The sequence below is a fragment of the Rhodococcus sp. KB6 genome, assembly GCF_001445685.1.
GTDB lineage: Bacteria > Actinomycetota > Actinomycetes > Mycobacteriales > Mycobacteriaceae > Rhodococcus_F > Rhodococcus_F qingshengii.
This window is the reverse complement of record NZ_LNAK01000055.1, coordinates 1-26,327: the sequence shown is the minus strand read 5'-3', so window position 1 is coordinate 26,327 and position 26,327 is coordinate 1. Positions and strand designations below refer to the sequence as shown.

The window sequence follows — 26,327 nt, the reverse complement described above, 5'->3', positions numbered from 1 at the left end:
TCTGATGGCTCAGCCGCCGGGTCGTGACTTCCATCCGACCTGGCGGCTGTTTTACGCCCCGACGTCGCTCAGCTCGCTCTCGACCGGAATCCAGAGCTCGAACCGTGCGACGGTGAAATCGTCGTTGTATTCGGTACGCATGATCTCGGGACCAGGTACGGAGCGAAAAGGGTTGGCAGGGAACCATTCCGTGTAGATATCTCGCCACAAATACTGCACAGATTCGATTTCCGACCCGTCGGCGGTGAAGACGGCCCACGTGTGTGTGTCGACCGTCAGCACATCGAAACCCGTGGGTGAAGGTTTGCCGGTGACCACTCCCAGGTAGTAATCCAGTTCTGTGCCTTCGGTTCTGGGATGCGCCAAATTGTCGACGACACTGACGATTCCCGCCGGGTCCTGATCGGAGAGCTCGCGCAACCCTCGCAACGCAACCTTGTCCACGGAGCGGGTGAAATCTTCGATCGCAGAATTGGGACCTTCGTGAACCAATGGAACCCGGGTCTTGAACCCGACTACCGTCAGGGCAGGTTTGTCCACAAGCATGTAGTCCATCGGTGTGGCTCCTTCCAGTGTCACGTGAATGACAAGTTTCTGTTGGGATTTGAGAACGGCGGGAGCGCGTGTGACCGCGCCGGGGCTCACGCCGTGAAATGCGGTGAACGCTCGTGTGAAGGCTTCCGCGGACGAGTAGCCGTACTTCACGGCGGTCTCCAACACTCCTGATCTGCTGACGGACAACTCGGCACCAGCCAGGGTGAGTCGACGTCGACGGATGTATTCGGATACGGGAATGCCGGCCAGGGCCGAGAACATCCTCCGAAAGTGATACTCCGAGGTGGTTGCCAGCCTTGCCATCTCGGCTGTCTCGATCTCGCCGCTCAGATTGCTTTCGATGTAGTCGAGCGCGCGGTTCAGTCCGTCGATCATCGTGTCTTCCTGTTCACGGGTTTCACGCTACGCAGATCACTTGGGCCGTACCCGACTATCCGTGCCCGAAAAAGTAGGGCAGGAAATGCATCTGGACAACTCAGTTAATCATCATTATCTTGAATCGAACATCGATGGCTGACCAGGAGGCACAGTGAGCACCCGTTTTCCGCAGGCTGAATTGACCGAGGTGCCCGAGGACATCGCCGCCAAGATTCTCGAGATCCAGGAGAAGTCGGGGTTCGTGCCCAACGTCTTCCTGATGTTCGCTCGGCGCCCAGCCGAGTTCCGGGCATTCTTCGCATACCACGACGCGATCATGCTCAAGGAAGATTCCGCACTCACCAAGGGTGATCGAGAAATGATCGTCACCACGATCTCTGCGGCCAACAAATGTACGTACTGCGTTGTCGCGCACGGCGCAATTCTGCGTATCTTCGAGAAGAAGCCGCTGGTTGCCGACCAGGTTGCGGTCAACTATCGCACCGCAGAAATCTCCGATCGTCAGCGCGCGATGCTCGACTTCGCCACCAAGGTGAACTCCGCCTCACACGAAATCGCCGACGCCGACTTCGACGCCCTCCGTGTGCACGGCTTCGGCGACGAGGACGCGTGGGACATCGCCGCGATCACTGCATTCTTCGGGCTCAGCAATCGCATGGCGAGCTTCTCCGGCATGCTGCCCAATCCGGAGTTCTACCTGATGGGGCGCGTTCCGCGGTCCTGATTCCTGCGGTTAGCGCAGCAGCTCTCAATTTTTCGGACCGACCGGTCGTAACGTCTGGAAGTCAGCCGACGAAGTAAAGGCTGTCCACGCCGGAATTGCCGTCTTCGTAAAGAAGGCCGAAAGGTTGAGCGCTATGTCGGAGAAGTCCATCGCCCATTCTCGGAGGGTCCGCTCTGCGGCCGCCGGTGCCGTACTAGCTCTCGGATTGGCGGTGGGCGGCACGGGAATTGCATCGGCAGAGCCGGAAACCGTGTGTACCCCGAGCGCTGATCCGCTGGTGACCTGCGCCGAGGAAGAGGCAGCTGCCACCACCGACGCCGACGCGGCGACGAGCACCGAGACCACGCCGGAGAAGGTTGAAGCCGGGGTCGCGGGCACGGGCAGTGCCGAAACCGCTGGTACGGACGCTGCAGCACTGGCGGAAGCCGAAGCAAAAGCCAAGGCAGCTGCCGACGCGGCAGCGAAGGCCGCCGAAGCAGCCGCGACGGCAGGGGTCGACTCGTCCGCAGCGACAGACACTTCGGTGAAGGCGACCGAGGCAATGACCCAGGCGAGCGTCGAGGCAACCAAGGCGGCGGTCGAATCGACGCAGGCCAAGGCGGAGGCCGGGGCAGCGGAACAGTCTGCGAAAGAAGCGGAAGAGGCGGCCAAGGTTGCGGCGTCCGCTGCGGCCGATGCCAAGGAGGTAGCAAAAACAGCTCAGGCAGAAGCTGATGCGGCTGCAGCCAAGGCTGCGGAACTCGAGGAAGCAGCGAAGGCCGCCGGTTCGGGGACCAAGACCGAGGAGGCGGCACGCGCTCGCGCCGAGGCTAATGCTCTGCAGGCCAAGGCCGATGAGGCGAAGGCTGCCGCGGATGCAAACGCCAAGCTGGTTGCGGACAAGAACAAGGAAGCCGAGGAAGCCTTCAAGAACTGGGACATCGCGAAGGGACTCGCCGCAAAGGCTCAGGCGTTGGCCGCAGCTTGGAATGCCAAGCAGCTCGCGATCACCGTCAAGGAAACTCAGAAGGTGGCCACCGCCGCCGAAACCACCGCCAAGGCAGCCGAGTCCGCAGCCGCCACCGAGGTAGAAGCTGCCACCGCCGCCCGTAAGGCCGCAGATGAAGCGGCAGCTACCGCAGCTTCCGCACAGAAGGACGCTGCCGCTGCACAGAAGGCCGCGGAGACGGCGCAGGCCGAGGCCGATGCTGCAGGGGAGGCGGCCACCGACAAGCGAGCAATCGCCGACGAAAAGGCTGCCGAAGCCGCCAAGAAGGCCGAAGCTGCCGAAGTAGCGAGTAAGAAGGCGCAGGATCTCTACCTGGCCGCCGAAGACGCGAAGGCGGCGGCCGACGCCGCAGCAGCAAAGGCCAAGGAAGCTCAGGCCGCTGCAGCCGCCGCAAAGGCCGAAGCGGATGCAGCGCAGAAGATCGTCGACGAGCTCAAGGCAAAGGGCGAGAAGGAGATCGACAACGGAACAGGCGTCGGCGGTGAGGTGATCATCGGTGAGCACACCGACGACGGCTCCGGAGTCACGAAGGTCGACGAGACCACCGCTGTAGTGAACAAGACCGGCGTCAAGCTGGTCGGCTACTACAACAACAAGGGAGCCTTCGACGTCGTCGACTACTACGTCACCGACGCCGACGGCGATCCGGCACTCGCTGGAAGCCTGCCCCCGGTCGATCTTGCTCTCGGCGACACCGCAAGCAGCAGCACCAGCGGTAGCAGCAACTCCAACCTGCCGGCTGTATTGATCGGCGTCGGAGTCGTCGGCGCTGCCGCCGCAGCAGCTACGACGGTGGTTGTTCGTCGCAAGCGTCATGACGGCCCGGGCAACACGTCTGCGTAGCCTCGGTCTCTCGGCGGTAGCGATCCTCGCCCTCCTCGTATCCGGATGTTCGGGCGAGAACGCGGGATCGCTACCTGACCGCTCGCCGGTGCAGTCGCATATCGCGGCTGCACCGGCTTCGGTGACCGTCGATCCGGCAGAACCCGAGAGGATCGAGTTGAGGTCTGCGTCCGGGGTCACGTACCTGAGCAGTCCGTTGCACTCGGAGAAACTGATGCGCGGCGGCGAGAGTGGGCAGCAACTGAATCCCGTCGACGAACTGCCGGTGTGGTGGGGTGAAAGCGGAATGCCGGGAACGTCGACCACACAGACCGTTGTTGTCGTCGGCCACAACTTCACCACTCGCGAAGCACCGTTCCGGGCACTCCGGGTGGTGGAGTCAGGAGATCACGTCCTGCTGAGCACACCGAACGGGGTGCTCGAGTACGACGTCGAAACCGTCGGGCCGCTGCACAAAGGTTCGCTGCTGGGAACTCACGAGTTGCGTGAATCAGTTCCCGGGCGGTTGATCCTCGCCAATTGTGATGTCGTCGAAGGAGAGTCGACCGACGACAATTACGTTGTCATCGCCCAGCTGGCAGCGCACTGAATCCGTGGCAGTGCAAGAATAGGGACATGGATTCCCTCGGACTTCTCTCGGAACTGGTAGCTCTCGACACGGTCTCGGGGGAGGCCGCTCCTCAACGGCGGGCGATGGATTCGATTGTCTCGTTGGTTCTCTCACGTGCGCCACAGGCGAAGGTGGAGTCAGACCTGACCGGCAATCATCCCTGGGCCTTGATCACCAACGAAGCTGCACCCTCGGCAGCCAGACTCCTGTTCGCCTGCCACGTGGACACGGTGCCAGTGGGCACTGTCTCCGACTGGGAGTTCGACCCGTACGCCGCACAGGTCGACGGCGAATTGTTCCTCGGCAGAGGGACATCGGATATGAAGGCCGGCCTTGTTGCCGCTACTGCCGCGGTTGTCGAAGCCTTCGAACGTGGAGTCCCGGTCGCGCTGTTGCTGACGAGCGACGAGGAAATCGGATCGCTCGGGGCTGTTCGTTCGGCCGACGCCGTGGCGAATCTCGAGGTCGGGGCCGTCATCGTTCCCGAGGCGACGGGCAACCGAATCAACCTGGGGCACCGCGGCGCACTGTGGCTCGAAGTGTCCGTCAAAGGAAAAGCCGCGCACGGGAGTACACCGCAGCGAGGAACCAACGCCGTCCTCAAACTGCTTGACGTCGTCGACCGAGCCCGGCGTGAGCTTCCGCTGTCGTCCGACGCGTTTCTGGGTGCCGAAACCTGGAACCTCGGCTTGGTCGGCGGGGGTTCGGCTCCGAACATCGTGCCGGACAGTGCACGTGCGGTGATCGATCACCGCACGGTGGGAGACGGCGCCGACCTGCTCGCGTGGTGGCGAGCCCAACCAGAAGTCGACTCGGTGGAGACGTCGATTCATCTGGGAGGTGTGCGTACCGACGCGTCGGACCCGTGGTTGGCCACCCTGCCTATCCCTGTTGCAACCGAACCGGTTTCGTACTTCACCGACGCTTCGGTACTGGCCGCCGCCGCCCCTGGTGCTCCCGTCGTGATCTGGGGCCCTGGCACTCCCTCGCTGATGCATGCGGCCAACGAAAGCGTCAAGGTTTCCGAACTGGACGATGCGATCGCTGCTTACGGTGCGGTTGCCGCCGCTTGGCCGACGGTGGACTGACGGACAATCAGTTCAGGAGCAAGCGCGATGTGGGCTGTCGACTCGGAAGAGTTGTTCATCGCCTGATCCAGAAGTCGCACAGCTTCTTCCGCGATTCTTTCCTGCGGCTGCCCGACGGTGGTCAACGGTGGGTTGCACAATTCGGAGAATGGGATGTTGTCGAAACCGGTGACCAGAACGTCGCCGGGAACGTCGATGCCCAATGTGTGACACGTCTGCAACACGCCAAGTGCGATCAAGTCGTCGGCGCAGACCAGGGCGTCGGGGCGAGTTTTGCCGGTCAGGATGATGTTGGATGCCGTGCGCCCCCACTCGATCGAGTACTCGCCGAGTTGTGTCCACTCGTCACGAGTTTCGATGCCCATTCGATCCGCGTGGCGGAAGAAGCCGGCCCGGCGAAGTTCTGTTGACGAATTGGTCAGCTCGGAACTGATGAAGGCGGCTGATTGCGCGCCACGCTCCGACAGATGCTCCATCACCAGGGATTGAGCGGCGTCGTCGTCGACGCCGACCCAGTCCGTCTGGGTATCCATTGCAAACCGGTCCAGTTGAACGACCGGAAGCGTTGCCGCGCTGGCTCGGACGGCCTCGGCACTCAGTTCGCCGTGGCACGGGCTGATGATGATTCCGTCCACTTGCCGGGAGACGAGCGACTTGAGTCGCTGCGCTTCCACGTCGGGATCGGAACGAGAATCGCACAGGAACAGTTGTAGTCCGCGCCGAGCGAGGACGTGTTCGACGTTGACCACCAGCGAAGTGAAGAAGGGGTTCGCGATACTCGGAACCACCATTCCGACAGTGTCCGTCCGATTACGACGCAGCGAGCTGGCGATGATGTTTCCCGAGTATCCGAGAGAATCCGCGGCTCGTTTGATCGTCGCTGCAAGCTCGTCCGAGACAGGGCGGGATCCGGACAGTGCCCGCGACACGGTGGCCGTCGACACCCCGGCCAGTTCCGCGACATCGCGAATGGTCGCCTTGCGCATGCGTCCCCCGTTTTCTGCTCGATTCGGGTCCGAGGTTATCGAACCGCACGGTCCAGTGTCCCGCATGTAACGCGATTGAGGCAATCGTTTACAAATTCGAATTGTGAAATCCTTGACACAACCCGGTGTTGATCGCATAACCTGCTAATTCATCAAGGCAATCGATTACATCGTGTGCAGATCTTGTGCATGGACATACAGCGCAAATCTTGCGCATGGAATGGGGTAGCTGAAGTGACCGCATCACCGCTCGGAGTCTTTCCGCCCAAGCCCTCGGCGCTGGCAGAGATGTTCACTGGCACGCCATCTCTCATCGGGGCCATTCACCTCCCGGCCCTGCCGGGCAGCCCGCACTACACCGGTCAGCCGGTTTCGGAAATTGCTCGCTTCGCCGTCGAGGAAGCACACGCGTATGTCGACAACGGTTTCGACGGTGTGATCGTCGAAAATCACTGGGACATACCGTTCCTCAAGCCCGGCGAACACGGATACGAAACCGCCGCGAGCATGGGAGTCATCACGGCAGCGGTGGTCGGCGAGTTCGGCAAGGCCGTCGGCGTCAGCATCCTGTCCAACGCCGGCGAGTGCGGAGTGGCCGCAGCGTGGGCGGCAGGCGCGAGTTTTGTGCGCGTCAATCAGTGGGCAAATGCCTACATTGCCAATGAGGGCTTCATCGAGGGCCAGGCCGCCAAGACGACGCGCTTCCGCCATCGCATCGGCGCCGACCCGGTCCGGATCTTCGCTGACGTGCACGTCAAACACGGTGCGCATGCCATTGTCGCGGACCGCACTGTCGCGGAACAGACCGAAGACGCCGAGTTCTTCGACGCAGATGTTCTGATCGCGACGGGTTCGCGCACCGGTGACGCCGCTTCGGTCGACGAGGTTTCCGTGATCCGAGACAACACCGTTCTTCCGGTGATCATCGGCTCCGGCATCACGGCTGCCAATGTCGCAGCGCTGATGAAGGAATGCGACGGCGCGATAGTTGCATCCTCGGTGAAGGACAATGGACGCTGGTGGGGACGGGTCGCAGGCGAGAAGGTCCGCGAACTGTCCCGGGCCGCAGGAAAGTAACCATGATTGTATTTTGTGGATACGCCAACAACGATGTGACGGTACATGTCCCACACGTACCGGTACTCGGTGAGCGCGTTCAGGCAACGGCCATCAGTCAGATCGACGGTGGAATGAATGCAAATGCTGCGGTATCCGCGGCCAGAATGGGCGCGCAAGTGATCTTTGCCGGTGCCGTGGGCCCGGACGCGCGGTCCACCGAGTTTCTCGAATCCCTCGAGGCAGACGGCGTCGACACCAGTTGGTCGCCGCGAGATGCGTTCCTGTCGACGGCAGTTGTTCTCATCGCGCAGGACGGCGATCGCTCCATCATCAGCCAGGACGACCCGAACGATGCCGAACGCATCGGAGTTGTCGTCACCCGATTGGCCGCTGCCGGCGGTGGACGACTGTTCCTCGACGGATACCGTGCGCTCTTCCTCCCGGATGAATTACCGGGAAGCGTAAGTCTGGTAATCGATCTGGACGGTTGTGAAAACAAAGCCGCGGCACTGCGCGCGTTCGCTCTGGCCGACCACGTCGTCGTAGGGCGTGCCCTGTGGGAAGGCGAGTTCGGGATCGGATTCGACCAGTGGCAGACTCTGGCCGCCGAGCACCACACCCACCTGCTGGTGACCGACGGCTCGCGAGGTTGGACACTGGCCACACCGGACGGCGAGGTGACGAGCGAACCGGCAGTAGTGGTCGACGTCGTCGATGCAGTCGGGGCCGGTGATTGCTTCGGCGGTACGTACATCGCTTTTGTCGACGCCGGGCGCTCACCGGTGGACGCCGCACGACTCGCCGGGGCATCGGCTGCATTGGCTTGCGCCACCGCAGGCCCCCGCGGATGCCCCACCCGAGATGAATTGGACAGCTTCACAGCAACATTGACCCCTCACACCCTTTTGGAGACTCGATGATGAAACGTGCATTGCCTCTGGCGCTGGGAGCTGCAGTCGCGCTCACGCTCACCGCTTGTGACTCGGCTTCGTCGAGTGACTCGAAGGACGCATCGGGGGGCTCGTCCATCCCGCAGCCGACCCGGGTCGCCGAAAGCTGTGACGGGACGAACGGCAAGCTCAAGGTCGGTCTGGTGACCATCAACCTCCAGGCGCTGTACTTCAACCAGATCAACAATGCCGCGAAGAACGTCGCGGACAAGGCAGGCGTCGACCTGCAGATCATCAGCGGCAACGACGATTCCGTCGCGCAGGCCAACGCCTTCGACAATCTGATTGCCGCCGGAGTCGACGCGATCATCGTCGATGCAATCGACACGGACGGAATCAAGCCGTCGGTGGTCAAGGCCAAGAACGCGGGCATCCCCGTCGTCGCGGTGGACGCGACCATCGACGATCCGGCACTGTCGACTCAGGTCGGTACGGCCAACGCCGAGGGTGGTGCCAAGATCGGAAACACCTTGGCCGACGTCGCGAACAACACCGGAACGGTCGGTATCGTCGGCGCGCTCAACAGCACTGTTCAGTTGGAGCGGCAGAAGGGCTTCACGGAGACCGTGACCGGCCGCGGAATGACCGTCGGCACCGTCGTGGACGGACGTAACATTCAGGAGAACGCACAGACCGCGGCGGAGAACCTGCTGACCGGCGGTGGCGACATGAAGTACGTCTACGCAACCGGTGAGCCGGCACTGATCGGTCTCGTCGCGGCGGTCAACAGTCAGAAGGCGCAGGATCGCATCGAAGCAGTCGGTTGGGATCTTTCGGATCAGGCGGTAGGCGGACTCAAAGCCGGTTGGCTTAAAGGCGTGGTCCAGCAGAACACCTTCGAATTCGGCCATGAGGCAATGAATTCGGCAATCGACCTGGCTTGCGGACGCGGCGCTCCGGCAAACATCCCGGTTCCCACCCAGATCGTGACCCCGGAGAACGTGGCCGACTACATGTACTACTTGGAGAAGTAATCATGGCACCTCCACTGATCGAACTCTCGGGCATCACCAAGTCGTACGGACCGGTGAAGTCCCTTCAAGGAGTGGACCTTCGGCTGGCGAAGGGTGAAGTACTCGGAGTGGTCGGCGACAACGGCGCCGGTAAGTCCACTCTGATGAAGATTCTCGCCGGTGCGGTTCAGCACGACGGCGGCGAAATGCGCGTCAACGGTGAACCAGTGCGCTTTTCGACGCCTCTCGACGCGCAGCAGAAAAAGATCGGAATCGTCTACCAGGATCTGGCTCTGTGCGACACGCTGGACGTCGCCAGCAACCTGTTCCTCGGCAGAGAACCGCGAAAAGGCCCCTTCCTCGACCGGCATGCCATGCACGAGAAGGCGGCTCACATTCTTGCCGACCTGCATGTCAAGGTGAAGTCGACCTACCAGGAGATCGGGCAACTGTCCGGCGGACAGCGGCAAACCGTCGCGATCGCCCGCGCAGTCTCCTTCCGCCCAGACGTACTGATCCTCGACGAGCCCACCGCAGCGCTTGCCGTCGCCGAGGTCGAGTCGGTGCTCAAGCTGATCACGGACGTCGCAGCGGCCGGCGTGGGCGTCATTCTCGTGACACACCGCCTGCAGGACCTGTTCCGCGTGTGTGACCGAATCACGGTCATGTACGAGGGGCAGAGTGTCGACGACGTTCCGATCGGCGACCTCAACATCGAGTCCCTCGTCGGACTCATCACTCGAACTCCGGTGCCGCAACGGACATCGGCAGCAACACAGGGAGCCACGGCATGACCACTCTCGAGAAGACCCAGGCGCCGATCGAGCGCAAGCTCGCCGCGAAACCCTCCTTGTGGGACAGCGTCAACAAGCCCACCCTCGCGATGCTGGCGGTGACAGTTGCTGTCGCAGCCGTCTTCTCGGCGACCACGTCGTCGTTCCTGACATTTACGAACCTGTCGAACCTGGCAACCCAGATCGCTCCGGTTCTGATCATCGCGGTGGCGATGACTTTCGTGATCACGGCAGGTCAGATCGACCTGTCCGTCGGTGCGATCGTCGCGTTCGTCGCGGCGATGAGTGCCGAGCTTATCCAGGCCGGCGTCGATTCGTCCCTGGTCTTCGTCGCCGCCCCGGTGATGGGTGCGGCCTGGGGCCTGGTCAACGGATGGCTCGCTGCCTATCAGGGTATTCCGCCGTTCATCGTGACCCTGGCGACGATGTCCGTCATTCGCGGTATCGCGCTGTATCGGACCGAAGGATTCTCCGTTCCGGTTCCGGCCGACACCTACTTCGCGAAGCTCGGAACTTCGGAATTCCTCGGGTTCTCCGCCAGCGCCTGGATTGCTCTCGTCGTCGTGGTCATCGGAGCAATTGCGCTCAACCGCATGCGCTTCGGGCGCTACGTCACCGGTATCGGTTCCAACGTCGAATCCGTACGACGGTCCGGTGTCAACACGCGTCGTGTGCTCATGATGACGCTCGTCTTCACCGGCCTGGCTGCCGGCATCGCGGGACTGCTGATCGCGGCTCGACTGGGCTCGGGTTCGGCCAACTCCGCAACGGGATTCGAGCTCACCGTGATCACCGCGGTGGTTCTCGGTGGCACCAATCTCTTCGGCGGTCGCGGCACCGTGATCGGTACCGTCATCGGCGCCGTCCTGACCGGAATCATCGCCAACGGATTGACCCTGCTCGGCGTGAGCCCGTTCCTGACGCCGATCATCACCGGTGTCGTTCTGCTACTGGCCATCTGGATCAACATGCGCGGACACACGCTGAGCGCGCTGTGGCGACACCTGCAGTCCGCACCGTCGGGGCCCGCACGCTCATGAGCAAGGTTCGTACTGTCACGGGAACTGTGGACAGCTCGGAACTCGGACTGGTTCTCCCACACGAACATCTGCACAACGACGTCACCGGTGCGTACACCGAGGCCCCGGATCCGGTTGTGGCACAGCGGTTGGCCGGTCCGGTACGCGCCGAGGATGCCTGGCTTCTTCACGACAATCCGTATTACAGTCTCGACAATTGTCGAGTCGACGACGGATCGGCCGTGGTGGAAGACCTTGCGGACTTCGCCCGCCTCGGTGGTCGGACGATCGTCGATCTGACACCGCCGGGACTGGGCCGGGCACCGGAGAAGCTGGCGGAGTTCTCGCGAAAGTCAGACGTGCGAGTGATCATGGGTTCAGGGTGGTACCTCGAGACGACCCATCCGGTCGAGGTCCACGAACTCGGTGTCGACGATCTGGCAGGTTCGCTCGTCGAGGAGTTCGATCCGGCAAAGGAATTGGCTCCTGGCGTGATCGGGGAGATCGGAGTCTCCCCGCTCTTCACTCAGAACGAGGCGAAAGCGTTGCGGGCGGCATGCATCGCCCAGCGCGAGGTGGACGTGCCCCTGTTCGTCCACCTTCCGGGCTGGCAGCGCGTGGGACATCACGTCGTCGACATCGTGGTCGACGAGATGGGCGTCGATCCGCAAGCAGTGGTCCTGTGCCACATGGACCCGTCCGGACACGACGCCGACTACCAACGATCGCTCGCCGACCGCGGTGTCTTTCTCGAGTTCGACATGATCGGGATGCCTTTCGATTTCCCCGGCGAGGGTCTTTCTCCGCATCCGGCGGAAACAGCCACTGCGGTAGCCGGATTGGTCACCTCCGGTCACGCATCACAGCTCCTGCTCAGTCACGACCTCTTCCTCAAATCAATGCTCAGAAAGCACGGCGGAAACGGATTCTCCTACGTACCACTCGCCTTCGCCGCCCGATTGGTGCGCGCAGGCGTAGATCCCCAGCAAGTGTCCGCATTGATGCGAGACAACCCGAGGTCGCTCTTCGAGCAGGCCGCGAAAGGAAACAGAAGCAGTCATGGGTAAACGAGTACTGATCGCCGGCGAGAGCTGGATGACGACGTCGACGCACGTCAAGGGCGTCGACGAGTTCAGTGTCCATTCCTACGTCGAGGGAGTCGGCCCGCTTCGGGATGCGCTCACCTCACGTGGCCACGACGTGACACACATGCCCGCACACCTGGTGCCGACGCAGTTCCCCGGTACCGCAGAAGCACTGTCGCAGTTCGACGTCGTCGTTCTCTCCGACATCGGAGCGAACTCGCTGCAGCTGGCTCCCGGCGTGTTCGACCAGTTCCGCGCCGGCGAGGATCGCCTTGTCGCGCTTCGTGACTGGGTGAACGCCGGCGGCTCACTGATGATGATCGGTGGTTACCTCTCGTTCTCCGGGTTCCAGGCGCGAGCAGCTTTCCGCCAGACCGCGATCGCCGAGGTACTGCCCGTGACGATGCTGGCCGAAGACGATCGCGTCGAGACACCGGCTGGGATCGTTCCCACCGTCGTCGATGCTGCTCACCCGGCTCTCGGTGGTGCCGGCGATTCCTGGCCGGCGCTCCTGGGATACAACCGCGTCGTCGCGAAGGACGGTGCCGTGGTTCCCGCCACCATCAACGGCGATCCGCTTGTCGCTGCCGGTGAATACGGCGCCGGACGGTCGATCGTCTTCACCTCGGACTGCTCGCCGCACTGGGCTCCGCCGGAGTTCTGTGAGCAGTGGCCCGGATACACCGACCTGTTCGACGGCTTGATCAGTTGGGTCGCCGGCGAATGAGTCGCTCCTCAGACCTGCTCGCGCGGCAGCAGAGTAATCTCGCTGCCGCGCGGGCGGTTCCATTCATCGAGGACACCATCGGCGGGACGTTGAGTGATGAGGGATTCCGCCGGTACCTCGTGATCGAAGAGGCATTTGTACTGACGGCCGTCAAGGTGTTGGGGTTGGTGGTCGCCGAATCCCCGACGCTCGACGACGCGCTCGACCACGTGACGTCGATGTCGAACCTGGTGGGCGAGCAGCGCGAGTATTTCGCGCAGTTGCGTTCCCGCTTCCCGTACGAGGGTGACGCAGCGGCGCTGGTCGAGGAGTCGGCCGTGCTGTCGACGCACGCCTTGACTCTCGCTCGCGAAGAGGGCAGGGCGGCGGCGCTGGTGGGCATGTACGCCGCGGAAACCCTGTATCTGTCGTGGTGCCGGGAGGCGGCGGCAGTGAAGGTAGATCGCGAACCAGCGTTGCAGGACTGGGTGGACATGCATGTCGCTCCGCCGTTCGTGTCTCAGGTGGCAGTGCTGGCGTGCGAAGTGGACGCCATGCCCGAGTCCGTCACCGACGAGGACCTGGATCGGTGGTTCTCGGGCATGCTGGTCGCAGAGATCGATTTTCACAACGTGGTGGTGTGAACCACTGCTGTGCGCCTTTATTAACCCCCGGCGGTTAATAAAGGCGCACAGCAAAAGGCCCGTAGGTCGCTTTCGCAACCTACGGGCCTCTTCTTTGTAGCGGGGACAGGATTTGAACCTGCGACCTCTGGGTTATGAGCCCAGCGAGCTACCGAGCTGCTCCACCCCGCGTCGGTGTGAAACCAACAGTACACGACTTCTGGAGGCGCAATTACCACCCCCTGTCACCGGCCGGAGTGGGCGCTTTCCGAGTAGTAACCGCGGATGTGTCCGACTATGCGCTGACGTGCGAGTTCGCCGTCACCCGCGTTGACCGCATCCACCAATCCTCGGTGTTCGTCACGCAGTCGCATGCAGGTGCTCGGCCAGCTGTCGATCTGGACGCCCGCGAGAACGTAGGCCTCGATGGACTCGCGCAGGCCGGTCATCATGGCTGCGATCACCTGATTGCCCGCCGCGTCGGCGAGCGCCACGTGGAACTGTGCGTCGAGTAGCAAGAATTCCTCGGCCGAGAGAGCTGCGTCCTCCATCGAGTCGAGCAGTTCGACGGCCGCGCGGAGGTCGGGCGTCGGAGTCCGCGATGCCAGGGATTGCATCACCTCGGATTCGAGAACGAGTCGTGTCTTCACCACATCCGAGACCGGAAAGCCCTGTGCTGCAACCTGCATCCGCATCAGCATGGTCATGCCGCCGGTCGGTTTGGCGACGATCATCGCGCCGGACGTCGGGCCGGATCCAGTCTGCGCCTTGAGGAGGCCGAGTGCTTCCATGACCCGCAACGCTTCTCGGACCGATGACCGTCCGACGCCCAACTCTGCTGCCAGAATTCTCTCTCCCGGCAGGCGCTGGCCAGGAGACACCTCGCCTGAAACGAGCCGACGTTCGAGGTGGCTCAGTACTTGTTCCCACGCTCGCGGGCTCGGCTCGGTCGGCATGAGGCAAGAGCATAACCGGGAGGACGCCGTTTATGGGGTGGCCTGTCCGGGGATGTATTACTGTGGTCAGACCACACCGACAGATTGCGGGGAACCACATGCGAGTAGCGCTGTTCGCCACCTGCATCGGGGACACGATGTTTCCCGACGCCGTCAAGGCCACCGCCCTCCTGCTCACCCGTCTCGGGCACGACGTCGTGTTTCCGTCCGGGCAGACCTGCTGCGGGCAGATGCACGTCAATACCGGCTATCAGCCGGGCGCACTACCGCTGGTCGCGAACTACGCCGATACTTTCGGTGATGCGTCGATCGACGCCGTTGTCGCACCATCGGGGTCGTGCGTCGGCTCGGTCCGTCATCAACACGAGATCGTCGCCGAGCGCTACGGCACCGCGTCGCTGTGTGGACAGGTGCAGACCGTGAAGGCAAAGACGTACGAGCTTTCCGAATTCCTCGTGGACGTTCTCGGGGTCACCGATGTGGGCGCGTACTTCCCGCACCGAGTCACCTATCACCCGACCTGTCACTCACTGCGCATGTTGAGGGTGGGGGACAAGCCACTTCAGTTGCTGCGCAACGTCCGCGACATCGATCTGGTCGAACTCCCCGAAGCAGATTCCTGCTGTGGATTCGGCGGCACCTTCGCCATCAAGAATGCGGAGACTTCGACGGCCATGCTGGCGGACAAGATTCGCCACGTTGCGGACACCGGCGCCGAATTCTGCAGCGCCGGAGACTCGTCCTGCCTCATGCACATCGGCGGCGGTATGTCACGACTGCAGATGGGCGCCAAGACCATTCACCTCGCGGAGATTCTGGCGTCGGTGGAAAGCCGGGTGCCCGCATGAGCGCTGTGACGCTGGGTCTGCCCAGCTTCCCGCCGAGGTCGCCCGAGGGTGCAGGGTTCCTGCGAGGTACTGAGAAATTCCCCGTCGCAGCACATCACGAGCTGGCCAACGCGCAACTGCGACGCAATATCGGCAAGGCGACGCACACCATCCGTGCCAAGCGCATCAACGTGACTGGAGAGCTTCCCGATTGGGAAGACCTGCGTGATGCGGGTTCGGCGATCAAGGCCGACGTCATGGCGCGGTTGCCGGAACTGCTCGAACAGTTCGAAGCTGCAGTCATCGCGCGCGGTGGGCAGGTGCATTGGGCGGCAGATGCCAACGAGGCCAACGCCATTGTGACCGAACTTGTCAAAGCCACCGGCTCCGACGAGGTCATCAAGGTCAAGTCGATGGCCACGCAGGAGATCGGTCTCAACGAGCATCTCGAAGCCCACGGAATCGCCGCCTACGAGACCGATCTCGCGGAATTGATCGTCCAACTCGGCCACGACAAACCGTCGCACATCCTGGTTCCCGCGATCCATCGCAACAGGTCCGAGATTCGGGAGATATTCCTGCGTGAGATGCCAGATGTCGATCCGAACCTCGGGGAGAACCCGGCCGAACTTGCCGCCGCTGCACGAAAGTTTCTACGCCACAAGTTCATGACGACGCCGGTCGCCGTCTCCGGCGCCAATTTCGGCATCGCGGACACGGGCACTCTGACCGTCGTGGAGTCGGAGGGCAACGGGCGAATGTGCCTGACGCTGCCGAAAACACTGATCACCGTGATGGGCATCGAGAAGATTCTGCCGACGTATCAGGATCTGGAGGTCTTCCTGCAACTGCTGCCGCGGTCCTCGACGGGGGAGCGGATGAACCCGTACACCTCCATGTGGACCGGCGTCACGCCCGACGACGGTCCACAGGAGTTCCACCTGGTCCTCCTCGACAACGGTCGGACTGCCGCGCTTGCCGACAAGATCGGGAGGGAAGCCCTGAGCTGCATACGGTGCTCGGCGTGTCTGAACGTGTGCCCGGTCTACGAGCGCACCGGCGGTCACGCCTACGGATCGACCTATCCGGGACCGATCGGCGCGGTGCTGACTCCGCAGCTCGCGGGCATGCATGGCAAAGACGATCCCAACTCGACGCTTCCCTTTGCCTCGAGTCTGTGCGGTGCGTGCTTCGACGCCTGCCCGGTCAAGATCGACATACCCTCGCTGCTCGTCGAATTGCGGCACCAGAAGGTCGAGCAATCCGGTGTCACAGCAGAGTCTTTGGCGATGAAAGCCGCCTCTCTGGCGATGTCGACCGAGGGACGGTGGACGTTGGCTCAGAAAGCTGCCGGGCTCGGACGCGTCGTGGCCGGCAGGAAAGGGAAGATCTCTACGTTGCCACCTCCATTGAACGGTTGGACAGCTGCCAGAGACATTCCCGCACCGCCCAAGCAGACCTTCCGATCCTGGTGGGACTCCGACGAAGGCCGCGCGGCATTGGACGAGGCTCGTCGTGACGGGAAGGCAGACAGATGAATTCACGTGACGTGGTGCTCGGACGCATTCGTGATGCCATCACCTTGGCGCCCGCCCGCGAAGGCGAGATACCGCGAAACTACCGGACTGGCAGAACCATGTCCGACGAGGAACTCATCGATTTGTTCGTCGACCGTCTGGTGGACTACAAGGCGCACGTTCACCATTGCGCTGCAACAGAAATCGCCGAGGCCGTCGCCGGAATACTGAGAGAGCACGGACTACACACTCTGGGGATCCCCGCCGGCCTCGACCGATCATGGGTAGCCGGATTCGACGGAACGCTGGTGGTGGACAGCCCGGACGTACCGGCTCCTGAACTCGAGAACCTCGACGCCGTTGTCACCGGCTCGAAGGTATCGTGCGCCGAAACCGGCACCATCTTCCTCGACGCCGGTCCATCGCAGGGACGCCGTGCGTTGACACTGGTACCGGACACACACATCTGCGTCGTGTATCGCAGCAGTGTGGAAGTGGGAGTGCCGGAGGCGATTGCGAAGCTGACACCGGAGCGCCCCACCACCATGATCAGCGGCCCGTCGGCGACCTCCGACATCGAACTCGAGCGCGTCGAAGGTGTCCATGGTCCGAGGAATCTTCACGTCGTCATCGTCGACGGTTGATTCCCGTCGAGCGGGAACTCACAGGCAGGCGGCCTCATCAGCGTCTAACGTCCCGGCCATGACACAACTGTTGGCAGGCAAGGTCGTTTTCATCACCGGTGCAGCGCGGGGTCAGGGACGCAATCACGCGATTCGACTCGCGCAGGAAGGTGCAGACGTCATCGCTGTCGACGTGTGCGCGTCGGTGTCCGAAGACGTGGGTTACGCGGCCGCGACTGAAGCCGACCTCGAAGAAACGGCTCGTCTCGTGCGAGCGGAGGGGCGCGAGATCGTCACCGCTGTAGCGGACGTCCGTGACCTCGAGGCGCTGCGGGCGGCGGTGGCGTCGGGCGTCGACAAGTTCGGTCGCCTCGACGTCGTGATTGCCAATGCGGGCATCGCTACGTGGAACCGTTTCTGGGAGATGCCTGAAGAACAGTGGTCGACGCTGGTGGACATCAATCTCAATGGTGTCTGGCGCACGATGACAGCTGCGGTTCCTGCAATGATCGAAGCCGGCAACGGTGGTTCCATCGTGATTGTGAGCAGTGCTGCCGGCGTCGCCGAAGCGCCCGGCTGCGCGCACTACTCGGCGGCCAAGCACGGCCTCGTGGGTTTGGCTCGCACTGCTGCAACAGAATTGGGAAGCTTCGACATTCGAGTCAACACCATCCACCCTGGCGCGGTGGAGACCGAGATGGGCAACGATCCCAACGTCGGTAAGGTACTCACTACTCATCCGGAGTACATGAACTCGTACAAGTGGCCGCTCACGTCCGTCCCGCGCACCACCGTCGAGGACATCTCCAACGCCGTCGTCTACCTCGCGACGGACCTCTCCCGCGCGGTCACCGGGACGAAGATCGTCATCGACATGGGTCAGACGATGGCGTAGTTGCGCTCAGAGGAGATTGAACTGCGCGACCTCGATGGTGTTCTCGACTGCCTCCGATAGTGTGCGAATACGTTCGTCGGCGCCTGGCGCGGTCAAAATCGCCAGGCGATCGGCGTCACCCATCGGAATGCTCCTGGCGAGGGCATACAGCCGAGAACCCAGCGGATCCAAGGGATCCGGTGGGACGGGCATTCGCGGAGTCTGTTCGCCGGCCCGAAGTGCGAGCTTTCCCAACATTCCGTACATGAACTCGATGCGCTCGAGGAGCGAGTCGTATTCGTAAGCAGTGACTGGTGTTCCGTTGTTCTCGTCAGGCCACAATTCGACCTCGGCAAGTGGGTAGGGATCGTCCGGCAGCCATCGATTGACCCGGATGCGGTCTTCGGTCCGGCAATACAACTGATACCGCCCGGCACCCATGGCGACATGAGACTCGATCCGAGCCAGAGTGCCGACGTCGTGACGTGATTCGCCGCCACCGACCTCGTGGCCACGAGCGATGAGCACTACTCCGAACAGTGGGCCGTCGGCAGCTTCGAGAACGTTCTCGACCAGTGCGCGATACCGAGGTTCGAAGATGTTCAGGGGCAACACCTCACCCGGTAGCAAAGCGGAGCCGAGCGGAAACATGGGGAAGATGGGCATCAGGGGATTCTCAACCTCGGAATCGGAGGGGCGGGGAAATCGCCGGGGCGATCGATTTCGGCGAGCAGGTGCTCGGACCACGTCAGTAGACCGGGGATATCGAGGCCGTGCGGACTCTCGACCTCGTAGTGCCTGATGCGGTCGTGACCCTGGCCGAGGAGTGAGACGGCGCCGGTGTTGTTGCCCCGAAGCAGATGGGTGAGCCCGACGGCCAACTGAGCCAGTCCCTGCCACAGGTCACGTTCCTCGGGCGGCGCGCTTTTCCACGTTCCTTCGAGAATCTCGTGTGCGTGGAAAGGCATGCCGTGGTCGAGGAGGCGCTGCGCCTCGGTGATCGACTCGTCTGGTGGCAGGCGTACATCGTCCGGAATGCGCGGGACACCGCCCGCTGCGTCGCGTGGCAGTGGACGTCCGAGTCCGTCACGGGGCCGCGAATTGAGGGGTTTCCCAGCGGCGTCCCGGTCGCGTTCGGTCATACACTCAGCCTAACGGCAGCGCCTCGGACGAACCCGCCAAAAGTTTTTTCGAGTCGCCTGTCGATTCCGGGGAGAACCGTTCGTCGTCATGTTGTAAGGCAGGAAAGCCGCAAGAAAAACAACAGACCAAGGAGTCAGTCATGAAGTACATGTTGCTCATCTACACCGCACCCGGCGGAGACACCGAACCCCAGTGCACGTTCGAGGACTGGCAGCAATACGACAAGGAAATGAAGGATGCCGGGATCTGGGTGTCCGGCGATGCCCTCGCCGATCTGACGACTACGACGACGGTTCGGGTCTCGCAGTCCGGAGAAAAGACCGTCACTGACGGACCCTTCGCTGAAGCCCGTGAGATCCTCGGCGGCTACGACGTCATCGACGTCCCTGATCTGGATGCGGCGCTGGCCTGGGCCGCGCGGTGCCCCGGCGCGCGCGACGGCGGCAGCGTCGAGGTGCGTCCACTGGCCGGGTTCGGGGACTGATTCGCCGTGGACGAGCAGGCCGAGAACTCCATCGAGTCAGTGTTCCGGGAGGAACGCGGACGACTCTTGGCCTCGCTCGTCCGCCGCTTCGGTGATCTGGATCTGGCCGAGGAAGTCACCTCCGAAGCCGTCGAGGCCGCGTTGGTGCACTGGCCCGTGGACGGAGTGCCGGCTAAACCCGGCGCCTGGCTGCTGACCACGGCGCGTCGTAAAGCCGTCGACAGGCTTCGTCGTGATCAGGCCTATGCGGCGCGATTGGCGGTGATGCAGGTGGACGCCGATCGTGCCGACCCGGCGCCGCCCACGGTCGACGGAGAACTTCCCGACGAGCGGTTGCAGCTGTTCTTCACCTGCTCGCACCCAGCGCTGGCCGAGGACGACCGAATCGCACTCACCTTGCGTTGCCTCGGCGGGTTGACGACGCCCGAAGTCGCTCGGGCCTTCCTCGTTCCTTCGGCGACGATGGCGCAGCGGATCGTGCGCGCGAAGAAGAAAATCCGTCAGGCTCGGATTCCCTTCCGCACTCCCAGCGCCGAAGAACTCCCGGAACGTTTGCCCGGTGTTCTGCAGGTGATCTACTCGGTGTTCACCGAGGGGTACGCAGCGAGTTCGGGTCCGGATCTGCAACGCGTCGACCTGGCGGTGGAGGCGATCAGGCTGGCGAGGATCTTGCGCGCATTGCTTCCCGATGAGCGCGAGATCGCCGGATTGCTTGCATTGATGCTTCTCGTCCACGCGCGTCGGGATGCCCGTACCGACGCCGGTGGCGGGATCGTCCTCCTCGAAGATCAGGATCGCGGGTGCTGGGACCAGCCGATGATCGAGGAAGGCAGCGACCTCGTCGTAGTCGCGTTGACCGGGGGAGCGCCGGGGCCGTACGGGGTGCAGGCCGCCATCGCCGCATTGCACGACGAGGCCGCAGATGTGGAGAGCACCGACTGGCCACAGATCTGCGCTCTCTACGGAGTGCTCCTCACGCTGACTCCGTCGCCGGTCGTGGCCGTCAATCGGGCAGTAGCGTTGGCGATGCGCGACGGCGAGGAAGTCGGGCTGACTGCGCTGGAGGAACTGGCAGCGGAGCCCAAACTTGCCGACTACCATCCGTATCACCTTGCACGAGCCGAACTACTTGCTCGGTTGGGGCGCACCGACGCAGCGGCATCCGCGTACCGACAAGCTCTGAAACTCGTTGGTACGGAACCGGAGCGGGCCTACCTGGAGCGTCGGTTGGGTGAGATCTCGGACTGATCGGCTCCTATCGAGGGACGTCGAGATCGAAGTACAGGGTCTCGGACCAGTAACCGAGGCCGAGCTCGCGTAGCGGTTCCTCGACGCTCTCCTGAGTCGGCGTGAACAGTCGCTCCCAGAAGCTTGGCTTGACGGGTGCGAGCGTGGCCAGCGCCGCTTCCATCTCGGCGTCGATGTCCGCCAGACCGGTCATCAGGGCCGTGCCCTGTTCGGCGAACGGTTCGTCGTCCATGTCGAAGATCTCGCCGCACTCGAGGACGAGGTAGTGGTCGGGTTCGGTGTGGCTGTGCAGGAAACGCAGCGCATCGCCGGCCATCGTGCCGAGTGCGGGGTGATCGATGCGGCCGAGGAAGTCTTCGAGCCGGGCGATACCAGGACCACAGGGCGCGGTGACCGCGATCAGGTCGGGGGTGTCGTCCCAGATGATCGACTGGCGGGGGAGCGGATTCACGGACACAAGGATCCGGGGGACCAGCGGTATCGCGTACGACCACTCCGAGATTCCTTTGAGTCCACGGGTGCGAGCGGCAGCCGGATTCTCATGCGGGGCAACAGGGGTCGAGTAGAGATAGGTGCGGTTGGCCACTGGCCGAGTCCTTTCTGCGGTCGGCGTCACCTGATTCGGGCGGCGCCCACCATCCTCAATGCCAGGTCTCCGTACAGTTTTCCGATGTCTTCCGGATTCGTGTAGTTGCCGGCCGGGAACCAGCGGCACACGTCGACGCACAGGGACATCAGGGCGAGGGTGACGCCTTCGGCATCAGGGATCGTGAAGTCGCCCGACCGGACGCCGGCGTCGACAACCTCCCGAACCACCCGCGTCGTGCTGCGGCGAAGAGCGACGACGGTTCGGTAGTGCTCTGGTGTGAGGGCAGTGAGTTCGTACTGGACGACGCGAGCGAGTGAGTGGTGCCCGGCCTGCCAACTGGCGAAGGTGCTGATCAGTTCCTGCAAACGAACGGACGGTTCTTCACCAGGTCGGTCGGCGCCCTCGACCACCTTCAACGCTTCGGTGTGGCCTTCGAAGCTGATCGCGAAAAGCAGCTCTTCTTTCGAGCGGTAGTGCGGGTACATGGCGGCGGGACTCATGTCGAGTCGCGCGGCGATGTCACGGGTGGTGGTGCCGCCGTAGCCCGCGGAGGCAAAAGCGTCCACGGCTGCCGCGCGGATACGGGCCGCAGCTTTGGAGGGGCTGATCACCACGTCAGGTGAATCGCTCACGGTTTCCTCCAGGTGTGACGGATTTCGATGTTGACAATATCCCGCTCTCGATTCACTATAAGCAGGTGCTTAGATTCTAAGCGAATGCTTAGGAACATCGTTACGTGTGGCTTTGCCACGCCGAAAGGAAGCAACTCGTCATGCGTCGCACTCTGTACGGACCCGATCACGAGGCATTTCGCGAATCTGCTCGCGAATTCGTCAACCGGAACATCCTTCCGGTCGCAGAGAAGCTGATCGACCAGCGCTTCATCGATCGTGAAATCTGGCTCGAAGCGGGACGCAACGGCTTCCTCGGACTCGAGGTTCCGGAGGCGTACGGCGGAAGCGAAGCCGGCGACTACCGCTTCAACGCGGTTCTGGCCGAAGAGCTCTCGCGCGCCAGTGCAGCTGTTGCTTCGAGCTTCGGCATTCACGCCGACGTCGTTGCTCCCTACCTCGTTCAGCTCACCACCGAAGAGCAGAAGCAGCGTTGGCTGCCCAAGTTCTGCACCGGCGAGATGCTGACGGCCATCGGCATGACCGAGCCTTCCGGTGGATCCGACCTCGCCTCGCTCAAGACCACTGCGGTCAAGGACGGCGACGACTGGATCATCAACGGCTCCAAGACCTTCATCACCAACGGCTACAACGCCGACCTCGTGATCGTGGCGGCTCGGACCAGTCCCGAGAAGAAGTCCAAGGGCATCACCCTCTTTGCCGTCGAGACCGGCATGGAAGGCTTCGAGCGCGGACGCAAGCTCGACAAGGTCGGCCAGCACGAGTCCGATACCGCCGAACTGTTCTTCGAGAACGTTCGCGTGCCGTCCACCAACATCATCGGTGAGATCGACCGCGGCTTCATCCACATGATGGAAATGCTGCCGCAGGAGCGCGTCGGCGCTGCGGTGTCCAACATCGCGCACGCCGCTCCGATCCTCGAAGAGACGCTGCAATATGCCAAGGACCGCAAGGCTTTCGGTCAGCCGATCGGCTCGTTGCAGTGGAACAAATTCCTTCTCGCGGATCTCGTCACCCGCATCGAGGTCACCCAGGCCTACGTCGACAACTGCGTCGCGGCACACGCTGCCGGCGAGCTGACCGCCATCGACGCCGCCAAGGCTAAGTGGTGGACCGCGCAGGTGCAGAACGAGGTCCTCGATCACTGCGTTCAGTTGCACGGTGGCTACGGCTTCATGACCGAGTACCGCGCCGCTCGCGCGTGGATGGACGCCCGCGTCACCAAGATCTGGGCCGGATCCAACGAGATCATGAAGGAACTCATCGGCCGCGATCTCGGCCTGTAATTTCGCAACTGCAGTCGATACGTCACTGCAACCGCCACTTCCCGAACCCGACGACACAGGAGCATCACCGCGCATGTCTGTTCTCGACAAGTTCTCTCTGACCGATCGAGTGGTCATCGTGACCGGTGCGTCGTCGGGCCTCGGGGTGGCGTTTGCGAAAGCCGCAGCAGAGGCCGGCGCGGACGTCGTCCTCGCTGCTCGCCGCGTCGACAAGCTCGAAGACACGGCCAAGCTCGTGCGTGACGCAGGCCGCGAAGCATTGTGCGTGGCCACCGACATCGTCGATCCGGCTCAGGCTCAGAACATGGTCGACGCCGCGATGGAGAAGTTCGGCCGCGTGGACGTGCTGGTCAACAATGCCGGCGTCGGAACTGCCGTTCCGGCGACCCGCGAGACCCCGGACCAGTTCCGCGCCGTCATCGACATCAACCTCAATGGGTCCTACTGGGCAGCGCAGGCCTGCGGCCGCGTCATGCTCCCGGGCAGCTCCATCGTCAACATCTCGAGCATTCTCGGATTGACGACCGCCGGACTCCCGCAGGCCGCCTATGCGGCGAGCAAGGCAGGCGTCGTCGGATTGACCCGCGACCTCGCACAGCAGTGGGGAACGCGCAAGGGCATTCGCGTCAACGCGATCGCGCCCGGCTTCTTCAAGTCGGAAATGACGGACCAATACAACGACGGTTACTTGGACGCGATGGCTCCGCGCCTGATCCTCGGCCGCATGGGCGATCCTGAAGAGCTCGCGGCCACCATGGTGTGGCTCGCGTCCGAGGCCGGCGGATACGTCACCGGTCAGACCATCGCCGTCGACGGAGGAATCACCATCACCTGACGCCGATGCCGAGATGTCGCCGGCTTTGCCGTATAAGTAGCTGGTGACCTCTCGCGCCGAACCTCAGGAGAACTGGGAAGACCGTCCGCCACCATCCATGGCTGCGACGGAGCTTCTGCGTGACCTGCCGGTGACTGCCCGCGGCGTCCGGACCAGGGCTTCTCTGGTCGCAGCGGCTCGAACGGTGTTCGAGCGCGCAGGGTATCTCGACGCCCGTCTCACGGACATCACCAAGGAAGCGAACTGCTCCACCGGCACGTTCTACACCTACTTCGACAACAAAGAGCAGATCTTCGCCGCAGTTCTCGACGTCGCGCAGGAAGACATGCTGCACCCAGGCATGGGACGGGTCCGCGACGTCGACAATCCGTATGCGGTCCTCGAATCGAGCAACCGTGCCTACCTGACGGCTTTTCGCCGCAACGCCAAACTCATGGGCCTACTCGAGCAGGTATCGCACATCGACCCGGCCTTCGCGAAACTGCGTCGGGACCGAGCCGAGACCTTCATTTCTCGCAATGCCCGAGCCATCGAACGCTTGCAAGCAGCTGGCAAGGCAGACGCCTCGTTGGACCCGCTGTTGGCTTCCCGAGCACTGTCGGCGATGGTGAGCCGTCTTGCCTACAGTTCATTCGTCTCCGAGGAACCTGGCGCCGACGGCAACCCCGTCCCGTTCGAGGACGTCGTCAAGACGGCTACTCAGGTGTGGGCCAACGCGCTGGGACTCGAAGGCGACCGCGGGTAGTTTCAGCCTTCGCCGCGGGCCGCGAACTGCTCCTCGAGGCTGTGGCGCAGTGTTTCCTCGCTGTTCTTGACAGCGTTTTCGACGAACGGCCCGATCAATCGGCCGAGTGCCTTGCCGGCAATGCCGCCGGGCAGTTTGTAGGCGAAGTCGACGGAAAGCTCGGTCTTGGAATCGTCGATCGCAGCGAACTCCCACGTGGACGAGTTGGATACACCGCCGAGCGAAGACAGCTTGATGATCCGATTCTTCTCCCACTCGGTGACCTCGAGTTTGGAGCGCAACGTGCTCGGCCCGATCTGCATGGCCGCGTCGAACGTGGCGCCGAGTCCCTGATCGAACTCTCCGAACGGGGTGAACTCGGAAACACCGAACATCCACGTCGGGACATTGCGGTAGTTGTCGATGTAGTCGAAGGCGACATCAACCGGCACGGCAGCAACCGCGGTGTGGCGAACATGGATCATGACTGGTCCCTGTCTTTCGGTGAACACCGACTCTAACCAATGGCTCCGACGTGTTCGGCGGCGGCGCAAGAGCGATCTACGGTATCGGTATGACGAACGAGCTTCCGGTACGCGGGTCCTGGCGCGATTACGAAGACCTGGGACTACCGAAACCGCTCGCTGCGGCGTTGGAGGCGTTCGTCGAGCAGGGCTATCACGGGACTTCGATCCGTGACGTCGCGTCGCGGTCCGGGCTGTCGGTGCCGGGGCTCTACCACCACTACCCGTCCAAGCAAGCTCTGCTGATCGGTCTGGCGACCGTTGTGATGACGGAGTTGTTGGAGCGAAGCCGCGCCGCCGAACTCGATGCCGGGGACGATCCCTCCGATCGCTTCGACGCGGTGATCGAATCTCTGTTGCGGTTCCACATGTTTCGACGCGAGCAGTCGTTCGTCGCCTCCTCCGAGATCCGCAGCATGGAGCCCGACAGCCGGGCTGGTTACATCGCCCAGCGCGACGAACAGCAGAAGCAGGTGGACCGGATCGTCCTCGACGGCGTCGCCTCGGGCGTGTTCGAAGCCGACCATCCCGAGGACGCCAGCAGAGCCGTGGTGACGATGTGCGTCGCCGTCGCGGTCTGGTACCGACCGGACGGTGAGTTGTCTCCGGACGAGTTGGTGGAGAGGTATTTGGAGATAGCGAGGCGCATGGTGGGGGCGAAGCGGGTGGGGGAGTGACTGTGGGGGCGAAGCGGGTGGGGGAGT

Annotated in this window: 30 protein-coding genes and 1 tRNA gene; 22 read left to right on the top strand and 9 right to left on the bottom strand. The window is 62.9% G+C overall.

Annotated features, from left to right (window positions below; genetic code table 11):
- Positions 1-51 precede the first annotated feature (51 nt).
- The gene (locus ASU23_RS11375; RefSeq protein WP_058037941.1) at positions 52-930 is read right to left on the bottom strand and encodes an AraC family transcriptional regulator; all 879 of its coding nucleotides are present in this window, start codon (positions 928-930) and stop codon (positions 52-54) included.
- Between the two features lie 154 nt (positions 931-1,084).
- Between ASU23_RS11375 and ASU23_RS11370 the strand changes: the two genes are divergently transcribed.
- The 4 genes from ASU23_RS11370 to ASU23_RS11355 all read left to right on the top strand — a co-directional run bounded on the left by ASU23_RS11370 (position 1,085) and on the right by ASU23_RS11355 (position 5,186).
- Positions 1,085-1,657: a peroxidase-related enzyme gene (locus ASU23_RS11370; protein ID WP_058037940.1), complete on the top strand. Its 573-nt coding sequence runs from the start codon at positions 1,085-1,087 to the stop codon at positions 1,655-1,657.
- Between the two features lie 133 nt (positions 1,658-1,790).
- Positions 1,791-3,488, top strand: coding sequence for a hypothetical protein (locus ASU23_RS11365; protein WP_042446977.1), 1,698 nt, complete (start codon positions 1,791-1,793; stop codon positions 3,486-3,488).
- Positions 3,460-4,077, top strand: a complete 618-nt coding sequence (locus ASU23_RS11360; protein WP_042446974.1) for a sortase — start codon at positions 3,460-3,462, stop codon at positions 4,075-4,077. Before ASU23_RS11365 ends, ASU23_RS11360 begins: the two co-directional genes overlap by 29 nt.
- A 26-nt stretch (positions 4,078-4,103) precedes the next feature.
- A complete protein-coding gene (locus ASU23_RS11355) occupies positions 4,104-5,186 on the top strand; it encodes a M20/M25/M40 family metallo-hydrolase (RefSeq protein ID WP_058037939.1) in 1,083 nt (360 codons plus the stop codon).
- Here ASU23_RS11355 and ASU23_RS11350 read toward each other — a convergent pair.
- Positions 5,147-6,172, bottom strand: coding sequence for a LacI family DNA-binding transcriptional regulator (locus ASU23_RS11350; RefSeq protein WP_003939717.1), 1,026 nt, complete (start codon positions 6,170-6,172; stop codon positions 5,147-5,149). The two genes, ASU23_RS11355 and ASU23_RS11350, sit on opposite strands and share 40 nt — an antisense overlap.
- Positions 6,173-6,406: 234 nt before the next feature.
- On the opposite strand from ASU23_RS11350, the gene ASU23_RS11345 reads away from it, so the two are divergent.
- From ASU23_RS11345 to ASU23_RS11310, 8 genes are read left to right on the top strand one after another with little or no spacing between them, the layout of a single operon-like run.
- Entirely contained in the window at positions 6,407-7,249 is an 843-nt protein-coding gene (locus ASU23_RS11345; RefSeq protein ID WP_003940276.1) for a BtpA/SgcQ family protein, read from the top strand.
- A gap of 2 nt (positions 7,250-7,251) precedes the next feature.
- A complete protein-coding gene (locus tag ASU23_RS11340; protein ID WP_058037938.1) occupies positions 7,252-8,151 on the top strand; it encodes a PfkB family carbohydrate kinase in 900 nt (299 codons plus the stop codon).
- The gene (locus tag ASU23_RS11335) at positions 8,148-9,155 is read left to right on the top strand and encodes a substrate-binding domain-containing protein (protein ID WP_019745494.1); all 1,008 of its coding nucleotides are present in this window, start codon (positions 8,148-8,150) and stop codon (positions 9,153-9,155) included. The genes ASU23_RS11340 and ASU23_RS11335 overlap by 4 nt, the downstream gene beginning before the upstream one ends.
- A 2-nt stretch (positions 9,156-9,157) precedes the next feature.
- Complete coding sequence (locus ASU23_RS11330; protein WP_003939830.1) at positions 9,158-9,928, top strand: ATP-binding cassette domain-containing protein; 771 nt, start codon at positions 9,158-9,160, stop codon at positions 9,926-9,928.
- Complete coding sequence (locus ASU23_RS11325; RefSeq protein WP_007730024.1) at positions 9,925-10,968, top strand: ABC transporter permease; 1,044 nt, start codon at positions 9,925-9,927, stop codon at positions 10,966-10,968. Before ASU23_RS11330 ends, ASU23_RS11325 begins: the two co-directional genes overlap by 4 nt.
- Positions 10,923-12,014: a phosphotriesterase gene (locus ASU23_RS11320; RefSeq protein ID WP_007730025.1), complete on the top strand. Its 1,092-nt coding sequence runs from the start codon at positions 10,923-10,925 to the stop codon at positions 12,012-12,014. The genes ASU23_RS11325 and ASU23_RS11320 overlap by 46 nt, the downstream gene beginning before the upstream one ends.
- On the top strand, positions 12,007-12,759 hold the full coding sequence (locus tag ASU23_RS11315; RefSeq protein WP_003939869.1) for a glutamine amidotransferase: 753 nt from the start codon (positions 12,007-12,009) through the stop codon (positions 12,757-12,759). The genes ASU23_RS11320 and ASU23_RS11315 overlap by 8 nt, the downstream gene beginning before the upstream one ends.
- Positions 12,756-13,382 carry a TenA family protein gene (locus ASU23_RS11310; protein ID WP_058037937.1) on the top strand — a complete coding sequence of 209 codons (627 nt, stop codon included), beginning with the start codon at positions 12,756-12,758 and terminating at the stop codon, positions 13,380-13,382. Before ASU23_RS11315 ends, ASU23_RS11310 begins: the two co-directional genes overlap by 4 nt.
- Before the next feature lie 97 nt (positions 13,383-13,479).
- Here the strand turns inward: ASU23_RS11310 and ASU23_RS11305 are convergent.
- Both ASU23_RS11305 and ASU23_RS11300 read right to left on the bottom strand, forming a co-directional pair.
- Positions 13,480-13,553 (bottom strand) — tRNA-Met (locus tag ASU23_RS11305).
- Positions 13,554-13,606: 53 nt separating this feature from the next.
- The gene (locus tag ASU23_RS11300; protein WP_042446958.1) at positions 13,607-14,317 is read right to left on the bottom strand and encodes a FadR/GntR family transcriptional regulator; all 711 of its coding nucleotides are present in this window, start codon (positions 14,315-14,317) and stop codon (positions 13,607-13,609) included.
- A 98-nt stretch (positions 14,318-14,415) separates the two neighbouring features.
- Here ASU23_RS11300 and ASU23_RS11295 point away from each other — a divergent pair, with 98 nt between their 5' ends.
- From ASU23_RS11295 to ASU23_RS11280, 4 genes are read left to right on the top strand one after another with little or no spacing between them, the layout of a single operon-like run.
- The gene (locus tag ASU23_RS11295; RefSeq protein WP_058037936.1) at positions 14,416-15,165 is read left to right on the top strand and encodes a (Fe-S)-binding protein; all 750 of its coding nucleotides are present in this window, start codon (positions 14,416-14,418) and stop codon (positions 15,163-15,165) included.
- A complete protein-coding gene (locus ASU23_RS11290; RefSeq protein WP_058037935.1) occupies positions 15,162-16,682 on the top strand; it encodes a LutB/LldF family L-lactate oxidation iron-sulfur protein in 1,521 nt (506 codons plus the stop codon). The genes ASU23_RS11295 and ASU23_RS11290 overlap by 4 nt, the downstream gene beginning before the upstream one ends.
- Complete coding sequence (locus ASU23_RS11285; protein ID WP_058037934.1) at positions 16,679-17,305, top strand: LUD domain-containing protein; 627 nt, start codon at positions 16,679-16,681, stop codon at positions 17,303-17,305. The genes ASU23_RS11290 and ASU23_RS11285 overlap by 4 nt, the downstream gene beginning before the upstream one ends.
- 58 nt (positions 17,306-17,363) lie before the next feature.
- Positions 17,364-18,179: a mycofactocin-coupled SDR family oxidoreductase gene (locus ASU23_RS11280; protein ID WP_007730029.1), complete on the top strand. Its 816-nt coding sequence runs from the start codon at positions 17,364-17,366 to the stop codon at positions 18,177-18,179.
- 6 nt (positions 18,180-18,185) lie between these two features.
- Here ASU23_RS11280 and ASU23_RS11275 read toward each other — a convergent pair whose 3' ends face one another.
- Together ASU23_RS11275 and ASU23_RS11270 are read right to left on the bottom strand one after the other, a co-directional pair.
- On the bottom strand, positions 18,186-18,824 hold the full coding sequence (locus ASU23_RS11275; protein WP_003940076.1) for an LON peptidase substrate-binding domain-containing protein: 639 nt from the start codon (positions 18,822-18,824) through the stop codon (positions 18,186-18,188).
- Entirely contained in the window at positions 18,824-19,300 is a 477-nt protein-coding gene (locus ASU23_RS11270) for a DUF309 domain-containing protein (RefSeq protein ID WP_003940372.1), read from the bottom strand. Before ASU23_RS11270 ends, ASU23_RS11275 begins: the two co-directional genes overlap by 1 nt.
- A 140-nt stretch (positions 19,301-19,440) precedes the next feature.
- Here ASU23_RS11270 and ASU23_RS11265 point away from each other — a divergent pair, with 140 nt between their 5' ends.
- Together ASU23_RS11265 and ASU23_RS11260 are read left to right on the top strand one after the other, a co-directional pair.
- Positions 19,441-19,785 carry a YciI family protein gene (locus ASU23_RS11265; RefSeq protein WP_058037933.1) on the top strand — a complete coding sequence of 115 codons (345 nt, stop codon included), beginning with the start codon at positions 19,441-19,443 and terminating at the stop codon, positions 19,783-19,785.
- Positions 19,786-19,791: 6 nt separating this feature from the next.
- Positions 19,792-21,033, top strand: coding sequence for an RNA polymerase sigma factor (locus ASU23_RS11260; RefSeq protein WP_058037932.1), 1,242 nt, complete (start codon positions 19,792-19,794; stop codon positions 21,031-21,033).
- A gap of 7 nt (positions 21,034-21,040) precedes the next feature.
- Here ASU23_RS11260 and ASU23_RS11255 read toward each other — a convergent pair whose 3' ends face one another.
- Together ASU23_RS11255 and ASU23_RS11250 are read right to left on the bottom strand one after the other, a co-directional pair.
- Entirely contained in the window at positions 21,041-21,619 is a 579-nt protein-coding gene (locus ASU23_RS11255) for a hypothetical protein (protein WP_058037931.1), read from the bottom strand.
- Positions 21,620-21,645: 26 nt separating this feature from the next.
- Positions 21,646-22,254 (bottom strand): TetR/AcrR family transcriptional regulator, encoded by a 609-nt coding sequence (locus ASU23_RS11250; protein ID WP_021331878.1) that lies wholly within the window; start codon positions 22,252-22,254, stop codon positions 21,646-21,648.
- A 140-nt stretch (positions 22,255-22,394) separates the two neighbouring features.
- Here ASU23_RS11250 and ASU23_RS11245 point away from each other — a divergent pair, with 140 nt between their 5' ends.
- The 3 genes from ASU23_RS11245 (at position 22,395) to ASU23_RS11235 (ending at position 25,120) form a co-directional block, all read left to right on the top strand.
- The gene (locus ASU23_RS11245) at positions 22,395-23,540 is read left to right on the top strand and encodes an acyl-CoA dehydrogenase family protein (protein ID WP_007730036.1); all 1,146 of its coding nucleotides are present in this window, start codon (positions 22,395-22,397) and stop codon (positions 23,538-23,540) included.
- A gap of 73 nt (positions 23,541-23,613) precedes the next feature.
- Positions 23,614-24,375: an SDR family NAD(P)-dependent oxidoreductase gene (locus ASU23_RS11240; protein ID WP_003939707.1), complete on the top strand. Its 762-nt coding sequence runs from the start codon at positions 23,614-23,616 to the stop codon at positions 24,373-24,375.
- 97 nt (positions 24,376-24,472) lie between these two features.
- Positions 24,473-25,120, top strand: a complete 648-nt coding sequence (locus ASU23_RS11235; RefSeq protein ID WP_007730038.1) for a TetR/AcrR family transcriptional regulator — start codon at positions 24,473-24,475, stop codon at positions 25,118-25,120.
- Positions 25,121-25,122: 2 nt separating this feature from the next.
- Here the strand turns inward: ASU23_RS11235 and ASU23_RS11230 are convergent, their stop codons facing one another.
- Positions 25,123-25,584, bottom strand: coding sequence for an SRPBCC family protein (locus tag ASU23_RS11230; protein ID WP_003940411.1), 462 nt, complete (start codon positions 25,582-25,584; stop codon positions 25,123-25,125).
- An 89-nt stretch (positions 25,585-25,673) separates the two neighbouring features.
- On the opposite strand from ASU23_RS11230, the gene ASU23_RS11225 reads away from it, so the two are divergent.
- Positions 25,674-26,300: a TetR/AcrR family transcriptional regulator gene (locus ASU23_RS11225; protein ID WP_030536574.1), complete on the top strand. Its 627-nt coding sequence runs from the start codon at positions 25,674-25,676 to the stop codon at positions 26,298-26,300.
- Positions 26,301-26,327: the final 27 nt, after the last annotated feature.

Coding starts and splice junctions, on each gene's coding strand:
- ASU23_RS11230 (WP_003940411.1), bottom strand. CDS start 25,584: ATGATCCATGTTCGCCACACCGCGGTTGCTGCCGTGCCGGTTGATGTC.
- ASU23_RS11225 (WP_030536574.1), top strand. CDS start 25,674: ATGACGAACGAGCTTCCGGTACGCGGGTCCTGGCGCGATTACGAAGAC.
- ASU23_RS11265 (WP_058037933.1), top strand. CDS start 19,441: ATGAAGTACATGTTGCTCATCTACACCGCACCCGGCGGAGACACCGAA.
- ASU23_RS11335 (WP_019745494.1), top strand. CDS start 8,148: ATGATGAAACGTGCATTGCCTCTGGCGCTGGGAGCTGCAGTCGCGCTC.
- ASU23_RS11300 (WP_042446958.1), bottom strand. CDS start 14,317: ATGCCGACCGAGCCGAGCCCGCGAGCGTGGGAACAAGTACTGAGCCAC.
- ASU23_RS11315 (WP_003939869.1), top strand. CDS start 12,007: ATGGGTAAACGAGTACTGATCGCCGGCGAGAGCTGGATGACGACGTCG.
- ASU23_RS11350 (WP_003939717.1), bottom strand. CDS start 6,172: ATGCGCAAGGCGACCATTCGCGATGTCGCGGAACTGGCCGGGGTGTCG.
- ASU23_RS11240 (WP_003939707.1), top strand. CDS start 23,614: ATGTCTGTTCTCGACAAGTTCTCTCTGACCGATCGAGTGGTCATCGTG.
- ASU23_RS11290 (WP_058037935.1), top strand. CDS start 15,162: ATGAGCGCTGTGACGCTGGGTCTGCCCAGCTTCCCGCCGAGGTCGCCC.
- ASU23_RS11330 (WP_003939830.1), top strand. CDS start 9,158: ATGGCACCTCCACTGATCGAACTCTCGGGCATCACCAAGTCGTACGGA.
- ASU23_RS11365 (WP_042446977.1), top strand. CDS start 1,791: ATGTCGGAGAAGTCCATCGCCCATTCTCGGAGGGTCCGCTCTGCGGCC.
- ASU23_RS11340 (WP_058037938.1), top strand. CDS start 7,252: ATGATTGTATTTTGTGGATACGCCAACAACGATGTGACGGTACATGTC.
- ASU23_RS11275 (WP_003940076.1), bottom strand. CDS start 18,824: ATGCCCATCTTCCCCATGTTTCCGCTCGGCTCCGCTTTGCTACCGGGT.
- ASU23_RS11375 (WP_058037941.1), bottom strand. CDS start 930: ATGATCGACGGACTGAACCGCGCGCTCGACTACATCGAAAGCAATCTG.
- ASU23_RS11280 (WP_007730029.1), top strand. CDS start 17,364: ATGACACAACTGTTGGCAGGCAAGGTCGTTTTCATCACCGGTGCAGCG.
- ASU23_RS11325 (WP_007730024.1), top strand. CDS start 9,925: ATGACCACTCTCGAGAAGACCCAGGCGCCGATCGAGCGCAAGCTCGCC.
- ASU23_RS11245 (WP_007730036.1), top strand. CDS start 22,395: ATGCGTCGCACTCTGTACGGACCCGATCACGAGGCATTTCGCGAATCT.
- ASU23_RS11285 (WP_058037934.1), top strand. CDS start 16,679: ATGAATTCACGTGACGTGGTGCTCGGACGCATTCGTGATGCCATCACC.
- ASU23_RS11355 (WP_058037939.1), top strand. CDS start 4,104: ATGGATTCCCTCGGACTTCTCTCGGAACTGGTAGCTCTCGACACGGTC.
- ASU23_RS11310 (WP_058037937.1), top strand. CDS start 12,756: ATGAGTCGCTCCTCAGACCTGCTCGCGCGGCAGCAGAGTAATCTCGCT.
- ASU23_RS11360 (WP_042446974.1), top strand. CDS start 3,460: ATGACGGCCCGGGCAACACGTCTGCGTAGCCTCGGTCTCTCGGCGGTA.
- ASU23_RS11295 (WP_058037936.1), top strand. CDS start 14,416: ATGCGAGTAGCGCTGTTCGCCACCTGCATCGGGGACACGATGTTTCCC.
- ASU23_RS11235 (WP_007730038.1), top strand. CDS start 24,473: ATGGCTGCGACGGAGCTTCTGCGTGACCTGCCGGTGACTGCCCGCGGC.
- ASU23_RS11270 (WP_003940372.1), bottom strand. CDS start 19,300: ATGACCGAACGCGACCGGGACGCCGCTGGGAAACCCCTCAATTCGCGG.